This is a genomic window from Pedobacter sp. AC190 (assembly GCF_979258025.1).
In genome coordinates, this window is the sequence record NZ_OZ409824.1 from 1,000,955 (window position 1) to 1,017,606 (window position 16,652).

General features: G+C 42.2%; 21 protein-coding genes. All 21 read right to left on the reverse strand.

Annotated features, from left to right (window positions below; genetic code table 11):
- Positions 1 to 6: 6 nt before the first annotated feature.
- Positions 7 to 417, reverse strand: coding sequence for a hypothetical protein (locus tag ACZZZI_RS04355; protein WP_463488694.1), 411 nt, complete (start codon positions 415 to 417; stop codon positions 7 to 9).
- Between the two features lie 16 nt (positions 418 to 433).
- Positions 434 to 2,416 carry a type IV secretory system conjugative DNA transfer family protein gene (locus ACZZZI_RS04360; RefSeq protein ID WP_463488695.1) on the reverse strand — a complete coding sequence of 661 codons (1,983 nt, stop codon included), beginning with the start codon at positions 2,414 to 2,416 and terminating at the stop codon, positions 434 to 436.
- Between the two features lie 126 nt (positions 2,417 to 2,542).
- Entirely contained in the window at positions 2,543 to 3,361 is an 819-nt protein-coding gene (locus tag ACZZZI_RS04365; RefSeq protein ID WP_463488696.1) for a DUF4138 domain-containing protein, read from the reverse strand.
- Positions 3,358 to 4,044, reverse strand: a complete 687-nt coding sequence (gene traM / locus ACZZZI_RS04370; RefSeq protein ID WP_463488697.1) for a conjugative transposon protein TraM — start codon at positions 4,042 to 4,044, stop codon at positions 3,358 to 3,360. Before traM ends, ACZZZI_RS04365 begins: the two co-directional genes overlap by 4 nt.
- 173 nt (positions 4,045 to 4,217) lie before the next feature.
- Positions 4,218 to 4,556 carry a hypothetical protein gene (locus ACZZZI_RS04375; RefSeq protein WP_463488698.1) on the reverse strand — a complete coding sequence of 113 codons (339 nt, stop codon included), beginning with the start codon at positions 4,554 to 4,556 and terminating at the stop codon, positions 4,218 to 4,220.
- Complete coding sequence (locus ACZZZI_RS04380; RefSeq protein WP_463488699.1) at positions 4,543 to 4,938, reverse strand: hypothetical protein; 396 nt, start codon at positions 4,936 to 4,938, stop codon at positions 4,543 to 4,545. Before ACZZZI_RS04380 ends, ACZZZI_RS04375 begins: the two co-directional genes overlap by 14 nt.
- Before the next feature lie 14 nt (positions 4,939 to 4,952).
- Positions 4,953 to 5,573, reverse strand: coding sequence for a conjugative transposon protein TraK (gene traK / locus ACZZZI_RS04385; protein ID WP_463488700.1), 621 nt, complete (start codon positions 5,571 to 5,573; stop codon positions 4,953 to 4,955).
- Between the two features lie 2 nt (positions 5,574 to 5,575).
- On the reverse strand, positions 5,576 to 6,709 hold the full coding sequence (locus tag ACZZZI_RS04390) for a plasmid transfer protein (RefSeq protein ID WP_463488701.1): 1,134 nt from the start codon (positions 6,707 to 6,709) through the stop codon (positions 5,576 to 5,578).
- Entirely contained in the window at positions 6,706 to 7,476 is a 771-nt protein-coding gene (locus tag ACZZZI_RS04395) for a hypothetical protein (protein WP_463488702.1), read from the reverse strand. Before ACZZZI_RS04395 ends, ACZZZI_RS04390 begins: the two co-directional genes overlap by 4 nt.
- Positions 7,473 to 8,138: a hypothetical protein gene (locus ACZZZI_RS04400; RefSeq protein WP_463488703.1), complete on the reverse strand. Its 666-nt coding sequence runs from the start codon at positions 8,136 to 8,138 to the stop codon at positions 7,473 to 7,475. Before ACZZZI_RS04400 ends, ACZZZI_RS04395 begins: the two co-directional genes overlap by 4 nt.
- Before the next feature lies 1 nt (position 8,139).
- Complete coding sequence (locus ACZZZI_RS04405; protein WP_463488704.1) at positions 8,140 to 8,796, reverse strand: hypothetical protein; 657 nt, start codon at positions 8,794 to 8,796, stop codon at positions 8,140 to 8,142.
- Positions 8,793 to 9,458 carry a hypothetical protein gene (locus ACZZZI_RS04410; protein ID WP_463488705.1) on the reverse strand — a complete coding sequence of 222 codons (666 nt, stop codon included), beginning with the start codon at positions 9,456 to 9,458 and terminating at the stop codon, positions 8,793 to 8,795. The genes ACZZZI_RS04405 and ACZZZI_RS04410 overlap by 4 nt, the downstream gene beginning before the upstream one ends.
- Positions 9,455 to 11,893 carry a TraG family conjugative transposon ATPase gene (locus ACZZZI_RS04415; RefSeq protein ID WP_463488706.1) on the reverse strand — a complete coding sequence of 813 codons (2,439 nt, stop codon included), beginning with the start codon at positions 11,891 to 11,893 and terminating at the stop codon, positions 9,455 to 9,457. Before ACZZZI_RS04415 ends, ACZZZI_RS04410 begins: the two co-directional genes overlap by 4 nt.
- The gene (locus tag ACZZZI_RS04420) at positions 11,890 to 12,165 is read right to left on the reverse strand and encodes a DUF4133 domain-containing protein (protein ID WP_463488707.1); all 276 of its coding nucleotides are present in this window, start codon (positions 12,163 to 12,165) and stop codon (positions 11,890 to 11,892) included. The genes ACZZZI_RS04415 and ACZZZI_RS04420 overlap by 4 nt, the downstream gene beginning before the upstream one ends.
- 10 nt (positions 12,166 to 12,175) lie before the next feature.
- Entirely contained in the window at positions 12,176 to 12,487 is a 312-nt protein-coding gene (locus tag ACZZZI_RS04425) for a DUF4134 domain-containing protein (protein WP_463488708.1), read from the reverse strand.
- A gap of 13 nt (positions 12,488 to 12,500) precedes the next feature.
- Positions 12,501 to 12,803, reverse strand: coding sequence for a DUF4134 domain-containing protein (locus tag ACZZZI_RS04430; protein WP_463488709.1), 303 nt, complete (start codon positions 12,801 to 12,803; stop codon positions 12,501 to 12,503).
- Positions 12,804 to 12,805: 2 nt separating this feature from the next.
- Complete coding sequence (locus tag ACZZZI_RS04435; RefSeq protein ID WP_463488710.1) at positions 12,806 to 13,126, reverse strand: hypothetical protein; 321 nt, start codon at positions 13,124 to 13,126, stop codon at positions 12,806 to 12,808.
- 4 nt (positions 13,127 to 13,130) lie between these two features.
- On the reverse strand, positions 13,131 to 13,796 hold the full coding sequence (locus ACZZZI_RS04440) for a hypothetical protein (protein ID WP_463488711.1): 666 nt from the start codon (positions 13,794 to 13,796) through the stop codon (positions 13,131 to 13,133).
- Between the two features lie 40 nt (positions 13,797 to 13,836).
- The gene (locus ACZZZI_RS04445; protein ID WP_463488712.1) at positions 13,837 to 14,754 is read right to left on the reverse strand and encodes a relaxase/mobilization nuclease domain-containing protein; all 918 of its coding nucleotides are present in this window, start codon (positions 14,752 to 14,754) and stop codon (positions 13,837 to 13,839) included.
- A 62-nt stretch (positions 14,755 to 14,816) separates the two neighbouring features.
- Positions 14,817 to 15,188, reverse strand: coding sequence for a hypothetical protein (locus ACZZZI_RS04450; RefSeq protein ID WP_463488713.1), 372 nt, complete (start codon positions 15,186 to 15,188; stop codon positions 14,817 to 14,819).
- A gap of 13 nt (positions 15,189 to 15,201) precedes the next feature.
- Positions 15,202 to 16,149 carry a toprim domain-containing protein gene (locus ACZZZI_RS04455; RefSeq protein ID WP_463488714.1) on the reverse strand — a complete coding sequence of 316 codons (948 nt, stop codon included), beginning with the start codon at positions 16,147 to 16,149 and terminating at the stop codon, positions 15,202 to 15,204.
- Positions 16,150 to 16,652: the final 503 nt, after the last annotated feature.

Below are 16,652 nucleotides of genomic sequence, written 5' to 3' on the forward strand. Positions count from 1 at the left end.
AGCCCCTCACCTGGAGGGCGTATTTACTATATGCCCAGTATACCTGGATTCCAGGCGTTGGCTGAGCGAATCTGTTGCCAGCTCTAGCGCTGATGGGGAGGATTTTAGTAGCTGACAGGCGGAAATAAGAGAAGATGAATCTCCCCTATCCTGAAGCATGTTAACCTGAAAAAGAAGTTTAAAATCTTCAAGTGGGATTTTCTCTGGTGAGGATAGCAGAAAGGTGTACAAATCGGCCTTGTCTTTTAAAAGCAGTATGTCCTTACTTGCAAACCTATCTGAGCTTGAATCTGCAAAGGTGAGCTTAGCAAATAATGAGCCATCATCAACTGCGGTGATTACGCCAATGCGCATCACCGATAAGTATTCATCGATCTGATCCTTAACCAGTGCAATGATTCCATTAAAGTTTTCCATATTATTTTCTCCTTATTTATTGAGTCTTCTGGAAGCGGGCAATGATTCCAGATACTTCTTCGTTTATCTTTTTAAAATTTGCAACGAGTACCGCCTGCTTGTTATCTCCAAAATCATAGAATTTCGGCATTGGAGTATAGCCCGCTTCCTCTTTTTCAATAGCAGATAAATCAAGATTTATTTTACAGTTAACCGCTGATGGAGAAAAGCTCCCAGAATAATCTGCTCGGGGTTCGCGGGCTAAAATGCCAACCATCTCTCCAGTGTTAAGAGAGGCGATTTTTCCAGATGGGATTAGATTTTCTAAGCGTTCGGATAGCGAAATAGAAGTTTTAGAGCGGTCAATGGACATGCTCTCGGATTCCTGCTTGATCTTCCCGAAAAGCTTTTCTAACCAATCCAAAGTCTCTTTCGCTCGCACTGATCCGGATAATACATTTCCTATCACAGCGCAAATGGTATTGGCTACCTCCTTTCCATAATGCTGATGAAACTGAGGGAGTTCCTGAAGTCCCATCAGCACGGCGACCTTATTGGACCGGGCGGTTGCGATCAGGTTTTCAATGCGGTGAACGAAAATGGTTGGCAGCTCATCTAAAATTAACGCGCTTGGCAGGTTCCCTTTAGAATTAATGAGCCTGGTTAACCGGTTCAGCACAACCGAATAACAGGCGGAATTGATATTTTGGGTAGAAGGATCATTAGCCAGCACCAATATCGAGGGATGGGCCGGGTCACTGATTTTTAGCGGGAAATCATCTGCTGAAAATACCCAGAACGTCTCGAGTGTAGCAAGTCTTGAGATGAAGATTTTCAGTGTGCCCACTTGTCCTTCCAATTGATCAAAAGCTTTCGCCTGATAGGCGCTCTTAAAGGGGGAAAGTAATGAAGAGAGTTCCAGATTACTCATTAAACAATCAAAAATTTCCTGGTAAGAATGATTTAAAAAGGCCAGCACATGGGGAAGAGTCGAGAATTGCCCGGACTGATAGCGAGAGAAAAAGTAAATGCAGGCAGAAAGAAAATTCACGGCACTCTGGGTAAAAAACTGATCGCTACCTCCAGATTTATCCCCTTTCTTTAAAGCTTCAACCAGCGCTTCCGCGGTTTCAGAAGCATCGGCCAGGGAAGGAATGTATTCACTTTTAAACACATTCACTCGCCTTGAAAGTTCAATATTATTTAGATTAATCACATGAAAAGCTAACTTTACCCGACCAGATTTTTTAACATTTAGATATCGGGTGTATGCCAGTCTAGCCAGATCAGGAAATTTAAAATCATACAGGCAGATGCAAAACTGCTGATCAATGAGCTGGCGGATAAAAGGCATCACCACACCAAAAGATTTCCCAGAACCTGGAGTGCCGATGAGCAGGGTACCTCGAAAAATATTTTCAATATTTATGAAGCCTTTTCTGATACGCTTTTGATAATAAAAAAGCATGGGAATGCTTACTGCCAGGGGTGATTTAGAGACGCTGGTCTCCTGCTCAAAGGATTCTGACTCCATGTTCCACTTGTCCTTTCCGAATTTAGTGCTGATGATTTTGGAAACATTATCCATAGCGCTATGCAGTAAAATCGCCCCTGTTAACAGCATGATCGTGTAAGGGAATATTGGAATTAAAATAAATCCAAAAACGCTGATGGGTGTTGAGGTAAAAAAAATCAAGCCCAAAAAGAACAACAAAAGGCCAATGGCTAGGGGAAAAAGTATTTGTCTTCTTAGCGATATACTGCGCTGTTTTTTACTGAGCGTTCCAATTGAGGCCAGGCAGATCAGTATTAAAATAAAAAGTCTGCTGTATAAAGGCGAGCTGTAAATAACTATTCTACCCATGGCTTGATGAACCGTGAGTGCTGCCTGCATGAGGCGTATGGATTTCCATTCCAATCCAGGGATAGCAATAAAATAAGCAATATCCAGAAAAAGAAAAAGATAGATAAAAAACTGCAGCAGGCGGTGTAGCCCCTGCAGTTCGGCACGTTCTTCCATAAGACGAAAAATTAAAAACGGTGTAGAGAACGCTGATGCTGCACAGCTGGCTATATTGATATCAGGGAGATTAGCACTTCAGCTTAGATCAAATTGCATGAGAAAGCCTAAGTGGCTAGGCATTAGCTAAAAACCATCTGCTGAGAGCAGTTCACCGTAACTTAGCTCTAAGGTGACCGCTCTTGAGGAAGGTTGTTTTTCGCTCAAGGTTATTTTTAGCCGCTTAGCAGCTGAAAAGCTCATCTTTGGCAACACATAAATATTCCTTGCCGTGCGATGAAAACTCATCTGTGAAGATAAAATGAACCTTGGCTTGATTTCAAAGGACTGAAAATTACTCGCCCTGGATACTTTTTTATCACTGACTACAAAGGTCAAGTCTTCCATATCGTACCGAACTTGGGAATCATTGGTAAAACTAAGGTCTAAGAAAAAAAGCTCACCCGAGCAGCGGAGCTGATTGAGTTTTAAGGTTACACCTTGATTCTTCTGGATCGTAAGAGCTTTATTTACCCTGGCAGAAATCAGCGCAATACTCTTTGCATGGATTTGAGGGGTGGATAGGGAAGGCAAGGCAGGGATGAGCGGCAGCATATGGGATGGCAGGATTTCTACTTCACTATCGCTAGCCTGAGATTCATCAGCCGCCAGGAGTTTATACTGGGCAAAATAGTGTTCGCCCGTAATGGTCAGAATTCCTAAAGATTCTACTTTTTTTAGTTCGGACATTGGTTCTTTAAGCCGAAGTCGAAGCAGATTTTCCTGTGGTAGATCACCAGTAAAACTATTACCAGGTAAATCAACATATTTGATTGGTTCAGGCGAGCGGAAATGGACCGCGCTTTGAGCGCTGATATAAATTACCGGAAGTTCTGCGGCTAGAATAGATAACCAGGGGAAAACTACTAAAAGTGGCAAAAGCAGTAATTGAATTCGTTTTTTCATAATGATGCTTTGGTTTTATTTATAGATTTATCCAGCAGGTAAATTTTCGATGGATAGTTAATTTTCGCTTTATTGGAGCGAATAAGTTTATTTACCGCGCCCTGGGTGGATTGAAACACTCGGCCAATCAGGCTCATAATTTGCTCATTTTTCTCTCCCGAAGATTCGGCAGATATCCCAGTTATCCCATTAGAGGCTAACTCCCGGCTGAATTCGCGGTATAAAGATGCTGGAACATAGATTCCCTTGATACCGTCCAGATCATAAACCTCTAAATTCACGGGTAGTATCTCGCCATTAAAAGCAATGGAAGAAATATTCATCAACACCCTTTGCGGAGCAAAACCGCTGATCAGCGCGTAAAGTAAAGTGCCTTTTTTAAGCGAAGCCCCTCCCACCCTAACCTCGCTGAGTAGCTTAATGGTCACTCTGGATCCAGCGTAACCAACAAGAGTCTCCTCAATCATGCCCTGGATGAATTCCCTTCGGTGTCCTTTGGCAATTATGGTAGAAGAATCCCCAACTGCACCGCTCACGCCAGTTACCTGTAGCGGCTCTGGGGCTATAGTTTTTTGTAAGTTATTAGATTGACTGGAGAGGGATTTATTCGCTGGCCTCAAAGGCGAGCTCGCAGCTTTATTCATGCTATCCACTATAGCCATCTGCGCGCGAAATATGGCCATTGGGTCGGTTTGTTTTATGGGCGCATTTTTATTATGATCCGCATATTTGGATAGCAGCTCCTTGAGCTGCTGATCTTCGCTTCTATCTGCTGCTGATTCTCTGCGGTCAGATTGCTGATAGAAATTTGATGATGATATGCTTCTGTTAGCGAAGGATTTCTGGCCAGCACTTTTTAGCGATTGACTAATAGAGTCAAGAATTCTCTTTTCTTTAGCATTATAAGCTGAAGAGGATTGCTCAGCCGAACCTTCAGAGATATCCAGCGCACCACTGCGGAATATCCGTCTGATTTTTTATAACGCTGTTTAAAGGCTTCCAGTTTATCTTCAATTCCTTTACTGGTAACTTGAGCGGATGCAGCAGAAATCTCTGTTTTAAGCCCGTCCTGCTCTGATGATGAATGATCTTGCTTTCCAGCACTTAATCGGTAAACATGGAATAAAATTAGCAAGAAAGGCAGGCAGATTATCGGCAACACATATCGCGGGTTTTTTAAATCAATTTTTTTCATATTCTTTCAATTTTTGATTGAGTCCCTTAATTTTGCTCAGCAGCATCTCCATCCGAAGGCTATCTTGCACGCTCGCTGTTTTTTTATCTAAAAAGGTTTTGAGCTCGGCTTGCATCGAAAGAATTTCCATGAGTGCATCCGCGTTTCCTTTAGCCTCACTTGGCATAGATAATTTAAGGTTCGCGAAATAAGCGGGTGATTCTGCTTCTGGGTACCTATTTACTGTGAAGCATATAACCGCCGAGCAAACCATCATTAGCACCATAATCACAAGGCTAAGCCGGGGGCTTGCTAGCAGACTATTTTTAAATTTTGCTGCGCTACTCCGCAACTGGTCGATTTGCTTAGCCGGTAAAGACAAAGCGTGATTTTGAATTTTCATATCGATAAGATTTTTTAGAATTGGTTTTTTTCAACGCTAGTGCGTTCTGTATTATCCAAGGTCTTCCAGGAAGTGATCAGCACCGCGTGGGGATTATGCTCGGAACGGGCTGGAAGGTCCCGCAGGTATCCTTCAGTGATCAGCGAGCGAATGGTTACCGTACTTTTTCGATCAATCCGCTGAGTAGCGTAGTATTTAAAATATCTCTTTTTTTCATCCAGAAATATCGAATCCATTTGTAGGGTCAAAACGGCCGAAGAAGAAAGTACGGAGCTAAAAAAACTGCGTTCCTTGAGGTTATTATACTGTTGGACCCCACTTTCATCGACGAGGTACATCGCTTGACGCATCTGTGATTCAATAAACTGTTCATCAGGAATTAACGAAAAAAACAGGGAATGAAACCTGGAAATGTGAGCCCTGTATTCCGCCCCTCGGTTTAGTTCTAAATCCGTCCTGCTTGCGCGGAGTGGGTTTATCCCATCCTGCAGAATATAAATGGATTTGCGTGAATCGCTGATCTGCTTGTAGGCAAAATAGGCTGAACCGAGCGAGATCAGAAGGGCCATCACAAAACTAGAAAGAGATAAAACTGTCGCCAGGCGTACCTTGGCTTCTATATTTTTAACGATCATTTTTAAACCCCTCCTACCGCTGCAGTTGCCATACTGGTCATTTTGCTTGCGCCGCTACCCATTGCGCTTGCCGCTGAACTTACGCCCGAAGTGCTCACAATCCAGGTAGATATGCTCGGCACGGTAAACATGGTTAGCGCGCCGATTATAAAAACAATAATCACCATGCCAAAAGAGAGTACGCCGTTAGATGCAAACCAGCTGAGCTTTTGAATACTCTCCCCGTCATTTTTCAGCAGCTCGGTATAGCGCTGAATTTCGGCTTGTAGGGCATAATGCTGAAACAGCGAGGCAACATACATCACCAGATATGCTATACCGGAATAAAGGCTAACTGAAATAAATCTTGCAATCCATTCGGTAAAAGAGCGCTGAAACCAGGGCAGAATGCTTGCAGCAACTGAGAACGGGCCGAGTATGATGAGAATCGTTGAAAAAATAATCTGAACAATAAAAATCACGTAAACGCTTATCCGCAGTAGCCATACTGCGAGGGTTTCCAGCAGTGAGCTCGCTAATAGCTGTAAGCCGACCTGAAGACGGTTGCGCATTTCCACTACTGGGTTCCATACCTCAGCAAAACCTTCTTTAACTGAACTCTTAACCGATTCCCATGCATTTTCATACCAGGTATCCGCTTCGGTTTTGGCCACTTCAGAACTCGCCTGCAGTTTAAAAAGTTCATCGGCAACATCCACCATGAGTTTTGCACGCTCTAAGCGCAGATTATTGATCTCGGCTTGACTCCCATCAAAAAGTGCTTCGGTTCTGTTTTCAATCAACTCTCCAGGAAAGGCAAGCACTCTGGTGAAAGCTGGCCACCACAAAATTACCATCACAAGACCAAATGGCCTCAGCAGTGGCATCACTTCAAGTTTTTTATCCCCCGAAATCATACCGTAACTCCTGGAAGCAAAAAAAATCAGCATAAAAATGGCACACATCGCTTGGGCATCCACTAAGAAAACATCATAATGCGTCCAGATCGTATCTTTCATATTCTTTAAAAAGTGCATCGTTCCTTCCTCATATACCCCATTTCCCTGCAAGAAATTAAAAGTATCTTTAAAAGAATCGGTTACCCCCGTGGCCTGTAAAATGGGCTGAATAAGCCCTAAAGTCAAGTAGCGTTTCATAGTTTTGAATTTTTGATTACATAATCTGCGATTTCGATATCGCTCATTTTCCCCGCTTTTATGGGCTTATTTCTATTTAAAAGCTTTTCTCTTACCGCTTTATTTTGGATCAGGGATTTGGACAATCGCTTTTTATCCTCCCAGCCAGCCTGAAGCTTCCTATACTCTAAAAGCAGGCGGTGATAATAGAGAATTCTGGAACCACGCTCCATATCGGCTCCCCTGGCCACTTCGAGTCTTTGCTGCAGCTGAGCATGTTGCTGGATATACCAACTGTTATATCCAGACTGCTGCAGGTAATTTATTTCCCTGTTAGAGAGTCCCTGCAAACTGTTTTCAGGTGATGCTTTAAGAGGGGAAAGTGCCGAAGAATAATAAAGGATCCATAGGGGATCAGCATCAGATAAAACTGCAGCGTGCGTAGAGAGATTGGCGAGCGCAGTTTGGCGGATGCTATCTGAAGAAAGTTTATGATTTTGCTCAGCAGCGCTCATCGCTACCGACAATGCGATCCTGGCGGTTTGCGGACCAAGTGGGCCTAAGGGTCGAAGATCATTATCCGGATAATTAGGGTGCAGTCCCCAGGTTATCCAATAAAGTGGATTAAGCCCTAGAAAACCAGAGGTTGGTGTGAATTTATCTTCATCCCAGGATTTAAAAACCATCCGTTCCTGTTGGTTTACGATGTGTTCATCGTGAACACTTTTTTGCGCATTAGCGTCTGAAAAGATGCTCAGGCAGCTAAAAAATAAAATAAATATTTTCATTTTTTTAAAGTTTTATAACGGCTGATGATTTGATCAACCATTCTTTTATCAATGTTTAGGAAGTCTTTAAATGGGTTGACCTGGGAGATTAAGGAGCGCTGAGCGGCCCAGAACATACTTTTTCGCATGGAAAACACCAGTGAACGAATGAGGCGAAGCTCGAGTGAAATTTTCCTTAAGAGTGCATCACGTTTCGCCGCGTTCATCAAAAGATCAGCTTGCTCTGATAATATACGTTCCGACACTTCGCTAAGTAAATTTACCCCGCGGGTTTTGAGTTGCTTAGAAAACCGCTCGGCAAAAAGCAGTAACTCGGGCCTGCTAGAGGCATAAGAAACCAGCTCACTGCTCTGCTGATAAATCTCATTTAGCAACTGGGAGATATCTTGAATCATTAGCCCAGATTTCAGTCCCTGATCGACCTTGGTTAGTGAGCTAAAAATTAGCTGCTCGGTGAGTACCAGCGAGCCGATATTTATTTCGATATCATTCAGGTCCGCTTTGATCCGGTTGTAACTAGACTGCAGGGCCAGTTCAGCAGATAGCCTGGCCAGGCCATTTTGATTGACAATAGAAAAATGTTCTCTATCAAAAATTAGCTGCTGGGCGTAGCTGTAATTGAGCAAAGCTAAAAAGGTTGCTAAAAGGAAGAATTTTTTCATATTATTTTCGCTTTAACTGTTTCACTTTTAATAGTATATCCTTTGAAAGAAGTTTGTCACGCTCAAACATATCCATCAGTCCTCTGCCTTTCTTTGCTTCAATTGCAGTCAGCGCCTGAAGACTTCGTTTTAGTCCAGAAAGTATCAGCGAAATCGCGCGTAGTTCGCTCACAACAAAATCTGTCAGCATCACTCGATCAGACCTGGACATCGCTCCGATTTCACCAGTAGATAAGGCAAGACCATACATATAGCGCAGCAGTAACTGGGCGCGGTCCACTAAATCGCTTTGCGTTTCGATTGAAAGCAGGACCAAAGTAGGTTTACTTAGCGAAAGAGAGATAATGGCGCTTTGATCAGCAGAAATCTGATTAAGTATCGGGATCGCCTCCTTTGTGATTTGTAGCGCCTGGATTCCCATACCCAAAGCAGAAAATTTTTTTCTTAAATCCTGGTAAGTGGTTTTAAGCTTTCCCGCCTGAATCGCGTTCAAACGCTCAACACTGCTAGAAACCCCTTGCTTATCTCGCAGCATAGTCTGCCTGGAATGTTCGGATTTACTGTTATCAATAAGCTGATGGAGTAAAGCAACATTGATCTGCGCCGAGCAAAGCATGCTACATAGCAGCGCACTAAGCAACACCATAGCAGATCTCATCGCTTTAAGAGTTTGCTTTTAAAAACAACATCCTCGGCAATGCGCTTATCTAGATTGATATATTTTGAGTAAGGATTTACCGAATTCCAGAATCCCCTCACCTTTGCCCAGTACATACTTCGGTAAATCCCATAAATTACGCCCCTAAGAATGGATAATTCGGTAACGATGTGGTTTAGCAGCTTTGCACGTTCGCCTGAATCCATTAGGTTTTCATTGGAAGAATGTAACACAAAACTCCCTACCTGGGTGGATAAGCGTATTGCTCTTGAATAAAATTCATCGGCTCCGGATTGCGCAAAAAGCAGAAGAGCTGGATTACTGGAAGCGATCTCCACTGCTCTTCTACCGTCGCGCAATATATCTTGCGTTATTTCATAAATATCTTTCACCGCGAGCAGTGAGCTAACCGCAGCGGACACGGTGGTTAGGCCGCGGAAGATTCTGCTCTGCAGCTGGTTTGCAATAGCGAGTTCTCCGCTGACCGAGAGCTGAGCTCGCTCTAATAGCGTTAACTTATCATTTGAGGTATTCAACTGAGAATTGATGAGTACAGATTGCGAGGCCATAGCGGCAGACGTACTTGGATCAACATAAATTTGTGCTGAGCTATTGGAGCAAATCACAGCCACAAAAAGGCAGGTAAACAAAAAATTTTTCATAACGAATGTTTTAAAAGGACCTGGTTAATGAAATGATTTAGTGCGGTCCCGGACTGTTCAAAATCTTTAATAAATGCATCTAAAGCGATTCTATAATCACCATATTGTATTATATAATATTCCAGTGCAAGCTTTTCAGGCTTCTCTGTTGAAAAAGTCATATACTGCCGCAGGGAAACCTCTACCCCATATACCTCGCCACTGCTTCCCCGCTTGATATAAACTTCCTTGAAACGGCCTCTTCCCCGCTTATTATCAAGCTGGTTGATGGTGAAGATTTTCTTTTGTTCCTGGTCATTGAGCGAGAGCAGCGCAGCAACTTTGCCATAATCGTCTCGGAATTTACCCTGATCTAGCAAACAGATGGTATCAGAATTTGCGATGATGCTGTTTTTTACGGTAGGACTGGAAATAATATCCTCTATTTCCTGGGTGACCACTATCGCCTCGCCATAAAATTTTCTTACCGTTTTATACATGTAGACCAGATAAGAGGCCATCAGCTCAGATGCGATTGCCTTCCAGGCCTCTTCCAAAATCAACGCTTTTCGCTGGCCGTGGCGCAGCCTCATTTTCTGCAGAAAAACATCCATTATGATTAGGGTCACAATTGGGAAAAGCACTTTGTGCTCCCTGATGGAATCAATCTCAAAGACGATGAGTTTCTCTGTTAAAAGGGATGCATCGGTGGCGAGATTCAACAAATCCCCAAATTCTTCACCTTTGCAGAATTTACGCAGCACAAAGCGGTAATCATCGAGTTCGAATGAAATGTGGTCCTGCTCCGCTATTTCCTTAATGCGCTTAACCGAGTAGTGATAGAATGTATCAAAGTTTAACGCAAAAGGTTTATCTGCTGAAAAGTGCATAGCATAGAAAGAGGAGATGACCCCGGAAATCACCGTATCTTCTACTGCAGAAACTTCTCCATGGACGCCTTTAAAAAGCAGGAAGATCAGCGTTTTTATAAAATCACGCTTTTCAATATTGTATTCTGACCTTGAAAATGCAAATGGATTCATCGTGATTGGATGCTGCTCGGAGTAGCTTAGATAACGGCCGTTGTAATAACTGCAAAGCCCGCTGTAGGAATGCCCGGTATCTACAATTACTACATCCATATTGTATAGCAAATATTGCTCGACCAGGCTATTCATAAAAAATGACTTACCAGAGCCTGAACCGCCAAGCACGAATTTCGACCGGTTAGCGATCCGTCCACTTTGCATCGGTAGATCCGCCAGGTCAATAGAGATTGGTATCCCGTGCCGGTCTGTAAAACGCAATAAAAAATTGGATTCTTCGCTTTTCTGAAAGCACTCCTTGAAGAATAAACAAATTGCAGCGCGGCTTGGCATTAACACCAGATCATAGTTTTTTAATGCTGTAGCATTAGCGGGCAGGGATGCTTTGAATATTTCCAGCTGGTTATAGGCATTTCTGGAAGGAATGATTCCAAGAGAGAATAGCGAAGACTCTATGAAATTGGAAGCCTCGCCAATGTGTTCTTTGCTTGCAGATACAATAATATTAAAGTGCGCATGAATTAACAGCTGGTTATCTCTGGCTACTTCAGCCAGCAAAGCTGAAATATCCTCCATGCATAACCGGTTAGCTGGGTCGGGTATTCCAGCATGCCGTTTCTGTTTTAAGCTAAGGGAAGATAGTATCGAGGGCTGGGCAGGAATGGATATTACCTGGCTGTAGATCATGCATTCAAATGCTGGCACCTGATGCAAAAAGGACAGGTTATCGGTAGCAAATTCCCGCAACCCACTACTCCCCTCTCTTTTCTGATAACTACTGAAATAGGCAGGCAGCTCCATTTTATCGGTATCAATTAGCGAAATACACCTCAGTGAAGAGCTTCCGATATCAATTTGATTATCCTGCACCGAAAAATTATTCCTCTTGATATTAACCGAAGAAAAGTCCAGTGACAAAAACTTACCTATATAACGGTCAATCTCTTCCCGATTTAAAAGCTTGGGATTTAAAGCAGCATCTACAAGGATATCAGAAACCTTAGTCACTAAAATTTTAAAGCTGATCAATGATTTTTCATTATGCACATAAAACCTGGAACGGTCCACCTTACATGTTATGGTGAGGTAAGTTAAAAGGCTACATTTTCTGCGGCCGTGAAAGTGGGCATCATATGCCTTTTGCAAATATTCTTCACTTTTCGCAGCCGAGTATTCGCTAGCCAAGAAAACATCTTGCTTCACCAGCACATGACCTTCTCCCAGAATTTTAATAATTTTTAGTAGCAGCTCATGATATAAGGTATAGCCCATTTCATCAGCAGAAAGCTCGGTAACAGCATTGGTAATTTGAATGATCACTGAAAAATCACCTTTAGCGGTATAAAGTAAATCCAACCCCTGGTAATTATCGAAACCGATGTAGGGCAGCTCAAAAATTTTAGTACTCATAATCGTAAGCGATTTTGATGAACAAATAATCCCAGTTCTCTTTTTTTATTATGCAGCCCAAGTTTTTGGCGGTAGAGGGTGTAGCAAAACCCACCGCCGCCAAATAGGATACTTATAAAAAGCCCGAAATACATACTAGAGGCTGCGCCAATTATGCCACCTAAGAAAAGGCCACAGATGAGTGAGCCAATCCCCCAACCAATGAATTTTCCCTTTAAGCCACGATAGCTTAAAGGCTGCTCAAGTCCTTTATAAATTGGATAGCGTTCCATAAGCATACTCTTACACGCCAAAAAAGGCTTTGATTACCACTGATACCAGCACTAAAAAAATACAGGAACCTCCCCAGCTCATTACTTCTTTGCTTATGTCCCGATCGCCAGAATTCCACTTGATGTAGACCATGATTCCTCCGATTATTCCTACTACGGCCCCGATTGCAAGCGTTAGCGTGGAAACCGGGTCAATGTAACTGGTCAGCGTTGAAGTTGCGGCGTTGATTCCTGTTGTCCCCCCGCCAGCTTGGCCATAGGCAACGCCAGACAGCATGCCCACGCTTAGGGTGAGCAGCAGATTTTTTGTTAGTTTTTTCATATTGTTTTTGATTTTAAAGTCCGAATACCCCGCGAAGAAATATTCCGCAAAGGCTTAAAAAAAGGCAGGAGAAAAGCCAGCCAGCAACCTGCCGGTCGATATGATGGCGGCCACCTTGCCAGTTGGCGTATACACGCAATCCCCCAAGTAGTCCAGAAATTGCGCCGATAACCATTGCTAAATCTGAAAAAGAAAAATAGTACTGCCTGATTTGGCTGCTGGCCTGGGAAAATTCTGAAAGCCCGGGTACCTGGGCACTGCAATAGATCACCGTGTAGGAAAGCATTATCAGAATTAAAATAGATATCGTTCTCATTTTTAGAGCATTCTTTTGGTACATTCAATTAAATCTTGGGATGCTGCTTTCATAAGCTGCTCGAATCGCTGCGCGCCCGAGCTATCGGTCTCTCCAGAACTTAAAAATTCTGGAGTTGAAAATTCAGAATGCTCTACTACCTCTGCAGCCGAAACTTCAATTGGCTGCTCATCACTTTCGACCTGATAATGCACCCCAACAGTGTCTGAATGCTCACTTGATATGATTTTCCTACCGTTCAGGGTGAAATCCATTAGAAAATTAAAGGCATAATAAAAGAAATAAGCTATCGCCAGGTAGATGGTAAAATTTGTCCAGCTCATGATTTTATGATTTAGGGTTAAATAAATATTGATTACAAAGGAGTTTCAGCGTTGGAGAAAGCTGAAAAATACAAGCTGGTGGCAAGTACATACTTCTAAGGTTCATTATTGCTGGAACCAGTGGGATTGGCGCTGAAAGCTGCCCAATCGAGCGAAGCATCTCCTGGCTTTCCCAAAGCCTATCAGGGAATCCACTCGGAGAATTCATGTTGGGCAAAAAGATGGATTTTGAGCGCTTAGCGAATCTTTTGATCAGTAAAGAAAAGCCAGTAGCCGCATGCAGGCCCGTAAATTCATATTGAAAGGGAATAATAAAGTGGTCAATCTTTTCAATTACTGATTGCAGATTTTTATCAACAAATGTTTTAGGCATATCCAGTAATAGCATACTATTTTCGCTGCTTAGCCTGCTGATCAGAAGTGTTGCTTTAGCGGTATCTGAACGAAAAAATTCAAAAGGTAACTCCTCGCGTAAAAGTAAAGAGCGGCTAAAAAGCAAGTCTAAGCTGCCCTGCAGACTTAAATCAATTAGATAAACCCTTTTGTTGCCGCCAGAAAGGTGATGCGCTAAAAGCAATAGCAAACTGCTGCACCCGCAGCCCCCCTTTAAGTTACCAGTTGCGATGATCATAAAATTATATTTAAGTAAATAAGCTTTAGAATTCTTCATGCGCTTGTGAGTGAAATCTCATTGAAGAGAAGATATGATATTATCTGGAGTGGCTCTTAGCCTGGAATACCTGAGGCGTCTTTTCTCCGATAATCCTTCCAAGTTCCATTAACCGGGAGCCTTGAATAACGAAGCGACTTTTATGGTCAATAGCGGTAAAACTGGTAATTACTGTTTGTTTGAAATGATATATAATTTCAAGAGCATAATGACTTTTAAGATAATCTGAAAGCTCAGATCGAAATCCAAGAAGGCGCTCAGCAAAGTGGTGCACGAGCGGCTGATAAATGGGAAGGCAGGTATTATCCTTCAAGTTCAAAGCTAAATTTATTTTAAGCCTGGTATCTTCGATTAGCGCTGAGTTAGCAGCGGGCGATAGGATCATGCGCTGGATCTTTTCATCAGCCATCCGTAAAAAAGTTCTTCCGTATTTGCGAACAAAAAACACATTATCTTTAGTATAACTAGCATAGCCTTTTTGTCGAAGTAAGCTGGAAAACTCCGCGAGGGAAGAAAATTTATAACCAAGCAGCGGCGAGACATCGGCCTTGAAAACTTCTTCCACATCAATGCCCAGTAATTTATTTACCGCATCCATTGCCCTTATTCTGTTAAAACTATCAGAAATTTTTAAGCCTGATGGCTTAATGCTGGTCGATACGATATGAACGTGATGATTTTTAGTATCTGAGTGAAAAAACAATAAATAAGGCTGTTTGGAATGGCCCATCTCGATGAGCCAATTTTCAGCAAATTTTTTTAAACTTTCGCTAGAAACGGCTTTACCTTTAACTGAAAGTACAGCATGAAACTGCGCGTACCAGCTTCTACGGTTTAATGAGGAGACTGCGCCTAAATAATGCTCAAAATCAAGGCTGACTGGGTTATTAAAGGCATGAAGTACTCCAAAGTTCTTATAACACATAAGTTCTGCTTTTCCATTTTCAACTTTATTCATGTTGTACTCTACCGCTGGAAATCCTAAAGAAGTGGTAAAAAGCTTTACGACAATGCTCATATTTACACCCTTCCTTCTATTCTGATTAGTAATTTTCGTATCTGCAACTCTAGTCTATGTTGCTGGTAAAGGTAGCTTTCAATAATTCCCTCAATTGAGCAAGCGGAATCGCTCTCTTGTTGAGCCTTGCAATCTTCAAAATACTTTTTTAGCTGTATATTAATACTGGTTATCTCCAAGCCAATCTCATTTAAAAGTGTCAAAAGTTTTGAAGGATTGATGTTGAGCAGACGGGGATCAAGTAACCTGCTTCTCAAAAGATCTGACATAGTAATGCCTAACTGGAGGCGAATCTTAGTCACCATTTGCATTTCTTTATCATCTAGATAGCCTTTCACCATATTAGCGCGTTTAAGTTTTCTATCTGTTTTCATAGTCATTGTGAAATTATCGAACTGGACCTTTTTTAAACTCCTGGGTAGCTGAATTAAGTTGCATTCCTTTAGCTAACAGGTTCTGCAGTTTTTCATTTAAATCGTTGAAGCCTGCATAAATCGCAGAGCTATCAATTGCATGAGGCATGCTCGCCAAAGCTTCATCTGTTGCTTTTCTTCCAGCCTTGTCGTGGTCAAAGAATACTTCAACCGCTGGGTAGACTTTAGCTCTTTCTATGGCAGGAGTTAAAAAGGAAAGTGTGTTGAGGATAAGCGATGAAGAAGGGTCGCTGGGAAAAAGTTTTTTCCAGCTCAAAAAATCCATCATCCCTTCAAAGAGATTTATTTTAGAATCATTTCCAGCAATGAAGCTCATTCCTTTTTTATCCAGACATCCCTTGAAATTCATGTTTCGCACTTCCCAGCCGTCTAGCTCATTCTGCCATGCGGCAGCAAAGACTTCTCTTCTAGTATTATCCTGAAGTTTAATGCTGTAATAAAGTTCCCTTAGGTAACTTTGAGCAACTTCAAAAACACCTCTTGACTTTAAATAATCACTGATTGAATTATTGGTACCAAGCGGCTTAACTTCCCTGATAATGTAGCTAGGTTCGCGCATCAAGAGTGAGGTTTGCTTAACTTGTGCAGGCCTGTTCACTAAGTCACCTGGTAATTGACCGCTAATTTTCAGTAGTTCATTAATGGCATCCTTGAAGGGAAGGTGTGCCCAGTAGGAAAGCGCAAACTCAATTACCGACCCCCCTTTACCCATACCATGATCATACCAAAGGCCAGATTTCTCATTCACGCAGAACGAAGGTGACGAATCGTTATCTCTGAGCATGGATAAGTAGAATAATTCTCCTCCACTTTTTCTCAGTGGTTCGCAGCCCAACAATTTCAAAGTACTAACCAGGTCTGTAGATTCCCGGATAGCTATGAGGTCAAATTTGCTTTCCATAATTTTGAGTTGATTGTGTCCGTAGCTGATAGCTTTTGCTTTAATGGGTTCTCTTTTGAAAAAATTTTACGCTCTATCTTTTATGGGTACTGGACTGAAGTGTTTTGTATTTTAAGCAGATGGAAGAAAACAATTGGCTAAGCAAAATCTAATTGCGCATCCAAAAAGCACGCGCAAATAATACTTTGCTAAAAAAAAGTGTAGTAATAATTTCTACATCATTGCTCCCTAAAAAGAGCATTAGCGTTCATGTATTTCCTTTGAAATCTATATTTTATATCGATCCTACTTGCTTTATCCATCCCACGCTGAAACATATCCTTGCAAATGCCCGCACAACTAAGACCTTATCTTTTGGAAGCAATCATACTCTGACTAACCAGAGATTTTCGCTTTTAAACATCCCCTGCCAATAAAGAAACAAAGACACCCGTCCACATTTCGCAGCCTACAACTATAATTTCATTGCAAATGCAAGAGCCAGGAAAAGACGAAATATAAGA

Coding starts and splice junctions, on each gene's coding strand:
- ACZZZI_RS04355 (WP_463488694.1), bottom strand. CDS start 417: ATGGAAAACTTTAATGGAATCATTGCACTGGTTAAGGATCAGATCGAT.
- ACZZZI_RS04360 (WP_463488695.1), bottom strand. CDS start 2,416: ATGGAAGAACGTGCCGAACTGCAGGGGCTACACCGCCTGCTGCAGTTT.
- ACZZZI_RS04365 (WP_463488696.1), bottom strand. CDS start 3,361: ATGAAAAAACGAATTCAATTACTGCTTTTGCCACTTTTAGTAGTTTTC.
- traM (WP_463488697.1), bottom strand. CDS start 4,044: ATGGCCATATTTCGCGCGCAGATGGCTATAGTGGATAGCATGAATAAA.
- ACZZZI_RS04375 (WP_463488698.1), bottom strand. CDS start 4,556: ATGAAAAAAATTGATTTAAAAAACCCGCGATATGTGTTGCCGATAATC.
- ACZZZI_RS04380 (WP_463488699.1), bottom strand. CDS start 4,938: ATGAAAATTCAAAATCACGCTTTGTCTTTACCGGCTAAGCAAATCGAC.
- traK (WP_463488700.1), bottom strand. CDS start 5,573: ATGATCGTTAAAAATATAGAAGCCAAGGTACGCCTGGCGACAGTTTTA.
- ACZZZI_RS04390 (WP_463488701.1), bottom strand. CDS start 6,709: ATGAAACGCTACTTGACTTTAGGGCTTATTCAGCCCATTTTACAGGCC.
- ACZZZI_RS04395 (WP_463488702.1), bottom strand. CDS start 7,476: ATGAAAATATTTATTTTATTTTTTAGCTGCCTGAGCATCTTTTCAGAC.
- ACZZZI_RS04400 (WP_463488703.1), bottom strand. CDS start 8,138: ATGAAAAAATTCTTCCTTTTAGCAACCTTTTTAGCTTTGCTCAATTAC.
- ACZZZI_RS04405 (WP_463488704.1), bottom strand. CDS start 8,796: ATGAGATCTGCTATGGTGTTGCTTAGTGCGCTGCTATGTAGCATGCTT.
- ACZZZI_RS04410 (WP_463488705.1), bottom strand. CDS start 9,458: ATGAAAAATTTTTTGTTTACCTGCCTTTTTGTGGCTGTGATTTGCTCC.
- ACZZZI_RS04415 (WP_463488706.1), bottom strand. CDS start 11,893: ATGAGTACTAAAATTTTTGAGCTGCCCTACATCGGTTTCGATAATTAC.
- ACZZZI_RS04420 (WP_463488707.1), bottom strand. CDS start 12,165: ATGGAACGCTATCCAATTTATAAAGGACTTGAGCAGCCTTTAAGCTAT.
- ACZZZI_RS04425 (WP_463488708.1), bottom strand. CDS start 12,487: ATGAAAAAACTAACAAAAAATCTGCTGCTCACCCTAAGCGTGGGCATG.
- ACZZZI_RS04430 (WP_463488709.1), bottom strand. CDS start 12,803: ATGAGAACGATATCTATTTTAATTCTGATAATGCTTTCCTACACGGTG.
- ACZZZI_RS04435 (WP_463488710.1), bottom strand. CDS start 13,126: ATGAGCTGGACAAATTTTACCATCTACCTGGCGATAGCTTATTTCTTT.
- ACZZZI_RS04440 (WP_463488711.1), bottom strand. CDS start 13,796: ATGAAGAATTCTAAAGCTTATTTACTTAAATATAATTTTATGATCATC.
- ACZZZI_RS04445 (WP_463488712.1), bottom strand. CDS start 14,754: ATGAATAAAGTTGAAAATGGAAAAGCAGAACTTATGTGTTATAAGAAC.
- ACZZZI_RS04450 (WP_463488713.1), bottom strand. CDS start 15,188: ATGAAAACAGATAGAAAACTTAAACGCGCTAATATGGTGAAAGGCTAT.
- ACZZZI_RS04455 (WP_463488714.1), bottom strand. CDS start 16,149: ATGGAAAGCAAATTTGACCTCATAGCTATCCGGGAATCTACAGACCTG.